This window comes from Nostocoides sp. (assembly GCF_035343835.1).
GTDB lineage: Bacteria > Actinomycetota > Actinomycetes > Actinomycetales > Dermatophilaceae > Nostocoides_A > Nostocoides_A vanveenii.
On record NZ_DAOQZV010000239.1, the window covers coordinates 1 to 4,654 of the forward strand.

Genomic DNA, 4,654 nt, shown 5'->3' on the forward strand with positions numbered 1-4,654 from the left:
CGAGAGGCCGGTTCAGCCCCGTCGAGAGGCCGGTTCAGCCCCGTCGAGAGGCCGATTATCCACAGGCCGTCGGTTTTCCGGGTACCTCTCGACGGCAAGGCGCGCAGCATTGGGAGGTATGACGAACCCCGACCACACCGATTCGCCACTGGCGCACCCACGACACCGACCGCCCGCGCCCAAGAACCTCGAGGCCCTCACCGCCGTCGCGCGCTCGATCGACGTGCCGTTTGCGTTCTCACATTCGACGGCTGCCGAGATCGCCGGCTGGCCGACACCGTGGGCCGCGCGCGTCGTCGGTGATCTCCACGTGATCACCGAGACCCGTGCCGGACACCTCAAGAGGACCGGCTTCATCGGTCACCGGGGGCTGGAGAGCCGGGCGGTGGTGCTGCGCCACGGGCTGCCTATCGTCGCGCCCGCGCATACCTGGGCCGACCTGGGCGAATTGGTCGGACGGGGGCTGCCCTACACCTTCGAGGACATCATCGGCGCCGGCGACCAGGCGCTCAATGCCGGTTGCACGAAGGAGCAACTACGCCTCATTGTCGAGAGCCGGATCCGCCCACGCGGCAAACGGACGTTGCTCCCAGCGCTGCCTTGGATGCGGCGGGGATCGGAATCGATGCTCGAAACTGGGACGCGACTCGTCGTGCATCGCGGCGGCGTACCCTCGGCATCACTCAATCGGAACGTTTACGACTCCAAGGGCAACTTCCTCTTCCGCCCGGACCTTGCTTGGCGCGCCAAACGAGTTGCCGTCGAATGTCAGGGCACCGAATACCACGACACTCCTGACGCCGTCGCCAGCGACACCCGCCGTTTCGCAGTCGGCAAGCGGCACGGTTGGACATTCCTGGAAGTGCGCTCGGACCAGATCTGGGACCGGGATCTGCGCAACGAGTTCCTGTCAGCGCTGGCTGATGCCCTCGGCTTTCCGGCACACCGACTCGATCTCCCGGCCGCGGAACCGCAACGCCACTCACCTGAGGCTGCGGCCACGCTCTTGGAGAATCTCGAACGTCGACGGCGTCGCGGCCGGGCGCAGCAGTCGGCCACTCGACGACCCTGAACCGGCCACTCGACGGGGCTGGGACGGGGCCGAGACTAGATTGGGGGGCAACGGCATACGTGAGGACAAAGGAGTCGGAATGCAACGAATGGCGCTGCTCGGGGCGGGCTTCATCGGGAGTGTGCACGCGGGCAACCTGGCCGCGCATCCCGGGGTCGACTTCGCGCTTGTGTATGACGTGGACCCCGACCGCGCCCAAGCGGTCGCCACTCGCTACGGCACTGTCGCGACGACGAAAATCGAGGATGCCTTCGACCCGGAGCGCATCGACGCCGTCTTCATCGCGTCGTCCACCGACAGCCACGCGGACAACCTGCGCCGCGCCGCAGATGCCGGCCTGGCTGCGTTGTGCGAGAAACCGATCGACAAGGACCTGATGGCGGCCATCGACGTCGTCGACTATGTGACCGCGCGCGACGGGCGGGTCATGATGGCCTTCAACCGGCGCTTCGACCGCGACTATGGCGCGCTCCAGCGAGCTGTCGCCGCCGGTGACGTCGGCGACGTCGAGCTCATCCAGATGACGTCGCGCGGCCCGGTCGTCCCACCACTGGACTACATCAAGGTCTCCGGCGGCATCATGCGCGACTCCGCTGTCCACTTCTTCGACCTCACGAGATTCATCGCCGGTGCCGACCCCGTCGAGGTCTTCGCCAGCGGGTCAGCCCTCGCCGACCCGCGCATCGCGCAGTACGACGACGTCGACACCTCCGCCGCCATCCTCAAACTCCCCAGCGGCGCCCTCGTCCAGATCGACTCGGTGCGCCGCACGGCATACGGCTATGACGAGCGGATCGAAGTCATGGGGTCGGGCGGGCTGATCGAGGCCGGGCGCCATGTGACGGGGACCGTTTCACGGTATGGCGCGAATTCCGTTGTCGCTAACGGTATGCCGGCCGGTTGGTTCGAGCGCGTCCAACCCACGTATGCCGCGACTCTGGACATTTTCGTCACCTCCGTGGAAACGGGCTCGCCCTTTTCCCCGTCGCTGACCGATGGGCTGAAGGCTCAGGCAATTGCCGAGGCCGCGACGCGCTCGCTGACCAGCGGGCGCAGCGAGACAATCAGCTACCCCACACCCCGAGCCGAATAGCTGATCGGAAATCCTGCGCGCACCTTCGCTGGAACCTGCACACTGGCACCCGTGACGAGCAGCGACCTGTGGGACGAGGAGACGGCAGCCCGGTACGACGCCGTCTGCGCCGAGGACTTTACCCCGGCCGAGACTGACGCCACTCTGAATGTCCTTGCGGGACTTGCCGGTCCGGGGCGTGCGTTGGAGTTTGCCATCGGCACGGGGCGGATCGGCATACCGCTCGCGTTGCGTGGGGTGCCCGTCGCCGGCATCGAGTTGTCGGAGCCGATGGCCAGGCAGCTGCGGCGTAAGGATCCCGATGGCCTCGTGCCGGTGACCATGGGCGACATGGCGACGACGCGCGTTGACGGCGACTTCAGCCTCGTCTATCTGATCTACAACACCATCGCGAACTTGCGAACCCAGACGGAACAGGTGGCGTGCTTCCGCAACGCCGCGCGGCATCTCGCGCCCGGCGGGCGTTTCCTCATCGAGCTCTGGATTCCGCCGATCCGCCGGATGCCGCCTGGACAACGCGCCGTGCCCTTCGACGTGACCGACCGGCATCTCGGCATGGATACCTACGATCTGGTGACCCAGCAGGGCACCTCGCACCACTACACGCACGAAGCGGACGGCTCGATCCGTTACGGCACAACGAATTTCCGCTATATCTGGCCGGCCGAGTGCGATCTGATGGGGCAACTCGCCGGCCTAGAGTTCGAGTCCCGGGTTGCGGACTGGGACGGCTCCGATTTCACGGCCGATAGTCCGAGTCATATTTCCGTATGGCGCCGGCCCACGTGACCAGCAACGCGTTCTCTCTTCCCCCGGTCATTGATGGCGGGGGCGCACCGTCAGGAGTTGTGATTGGGTGCCGAGGGGGCCGGCGGCGTCATGGAGGATCGTGTGCGTCACGCCCAAGCCGTCGCCGCCGAAGATAACGGTGACATCGAAGCCCGCCCACTCCCCCACCGGCGACCGGACGAAGTGTGCGGTCAGATCGACATTAGGGAAGAGCACGTCGCGTGGATCGGCGCGCACCGCAACACCATTGGTGATGTCGAGCAAGCATGCCCACCGCGTGTGTGTGCTCACGGATTCGTCGGCAAGCAAGGGCACCGGCGTCCGCACCCAGGCCACCGAACGGCCGGGCCCGAGCACCTGCCGACGCACCTCGACGCCCCCGATGAAGCCTCCTGGCCAGACATCTCGCATCGCCCAGGGCTCGCACTCCTGCGGCCCGGGCACCACCGGCAGCGCCCCGCCCGCGATCGACGTGGTGTCGGCCGTCGCCATCAACCAGGCGCGCGCACGGACGATGGCGCGATCGGCATACGTCATGGTCGCCTCGACGAGGTCGATGGTCCGCCCGGGGCGCAGCACCCGGGTTGCCACCTCCACCTCGCCGACAGGGACGGTGCCGAGAATGTCGTAGGACAGCCGCCCGACGATCAACCCGTCCGGGCGACGCGCGTCGCGATCGCGCTCGATGCAATGAGCAAGCAGCCCGAGCGCCGGGGCGATGTGTTGCTCGCTGACCTCCCAGGCCCCGCTCGTGTGCTCGGTCGCCCGGAACCGCGTCGGCCCCAATCGCTCGAAATACGCCGCGCCCATCCGGCCCCCTTTCCCGCTCCGGATGCTACCGACCGCTGGGAGGTGGCGGGACTTCAGGCGATCGCGCTGTCTCTGCCGGCCCAGTGGGGAGCGCGCAACTCGCGCTTGAGAATCTTGCCGGAGGGGTTGCGCGGCAAGGCATCCACCACGTCGACCGACTTCGGACACTTGTAGGCCGCGAGGCGTTCGCGCATCCAGGCGATCACCTCGTCCGGGTCCACGGTCTCACCAGGCTTGGGCGCAAGCCTCCGGTTTGCCGAGATAGCCCTTCATCAACTGTGGCGTGTGGAACCACAACGCCCCGACCTGACCCACGGCGCAGTCCTCGCCCGTCGCCGGGTCGACGACCCGCACCTGCCCACCAGCCACCACCTGGCCGGCGCTGGTCAGCCGCTCGGGATGTTCCGGGTCTCGATGTGCGAGCGGGCTGAGCGATGTGATCACCCCGCCCATCTCGGTCATCCCGTAGACCTGGACGAAGTCATCTCGGGCCAACTCGCCAGGGCCTTTTGGAGCATCGGCAGCGGCATGGGGGACGCGCCATACGCAAAGACTTCCAGCTTGCTGAAGGCGCCGATGGCCTGCTCGCCGGCAGCAAGCACCTGTGCGACCACGGCCGGCACCAGGAAGAGCCGCGTCGCCCCGCCCACGATCGCGCCGAGCAGCGGACCCGGGAGGACCTCGCGCAGCATGACGGTGCTCGCGCCGTGGTACATGCCGAGCGCGATGTAGCTCGTGCCACCGACAGGGAAGAGTGGCGTGGCCGCCAGACTCACCTCACCTGGAGCAAGCCGAAAGTACTCATTGTTGACGGCGCTGTGGACGTTCGTGTTGTGGTGGGTGAGTTCGACACCCTTCGGGAAACCCGTTGTGCCACTTGAGTACATGAC

The 4,654-nt window shown here is 67.1% G+C and carries 7 protein-coding genes; 3 read left to right on the forward strand and 4 right to left on the reverse strand.

All coding sequences use genetic code 11. The annotated features are described in order from the left end of the window. Positions 1-118: 118 nt before the first annotated feature. From PKH97_RS13835 to PKH97_RS13845, 3 genes are all read left to right on the forward strand, one after another. Positions 119-1,072 (forward strand): hypothetical protein, encoded by a 954-nt coding sequence (locus PKH97_RS13835; RefSeq protein ID WP_324388121.1) that lies wholly within the window; start codon positions 119-121, stop codon positions 1,070-1,072. 79 nt (positions 1,073-1,151) lie between these two features. Then, positions 1,152-2,165: a Gfo/Idh/MocA family oxidoreductase gene (locus tag PKH97_RS13840; protein WP_324388122.1), complete on the forward strand. Its 1,014-nt coding sequence runs from the start codon at positions 1,152-1,154 to the stop codon at positions 2,163-2,165. 51 nt (positions 2,166-2,216) lie between these two features. Then, complete coding sequence (locus PKH97_RS13845) at positions 2,217-2,954, forward strand: class I SAM-dependent methyltransferase (protein WP_324388123.1); 738 nt, start codon at positions 2,217-2,219, stop codon at positions 2,952-2,954. A 27-nt stretch (positions 2,955-2,981) separates the two neighbouring features. On the opposite strand, the gene PKH97_RS13850 is transcribed toward PKH97_RS13845, so the two are convergent. The 4 genes from PKH97_RS13850 to PKH97_RS13865 all read right to left on the reverse strand — a co-directional run. After that, entirely contained in the window at positions 2,982-3,764 is a 783-nt protein-coding gene (locus PKH97_RS13850; protein WP_324388124.1) for a thioesterase family protein, read from the reverse strand. A 53-nt stretch (positions 3,765-3,817) separates the two neighbouring features. Continuing rightward, positions 3,818-3,985 (reverse strand): hypothetical protein, encoded by a 168-nt coding sequence (locus tag PKH97_RS13855; protein ID WP_324388125.1) that lies wholly within the window; start codon positions 3,983-3,985, stop codon positions 3,818-3,820. 4 nt (positions 3,986-3,989) lie between these two features. Beyond that, the gene (locus tag PKH97_RS13860; protein WP_324388126.1) at positions 3,990-4,226 is read right to left on the reverse strand and encodes an AMP-binding protein; all 237 of its coding nucleotides are present in this window, start codon (positions 4,224-4,226) and stop codon (positions 3,990-3,992) included. Beyond that, positions 4,223-4,654: AMP-binding protein (locus PKH97_RS13865; protein ID WP_324388128.1), on the reverse strand; the 432-nt coding region annotated here is incomplete at its 5' end. The genes PKH97_RS13865 and PKH97_RS13860, both read right to left, overlap by 4 nt.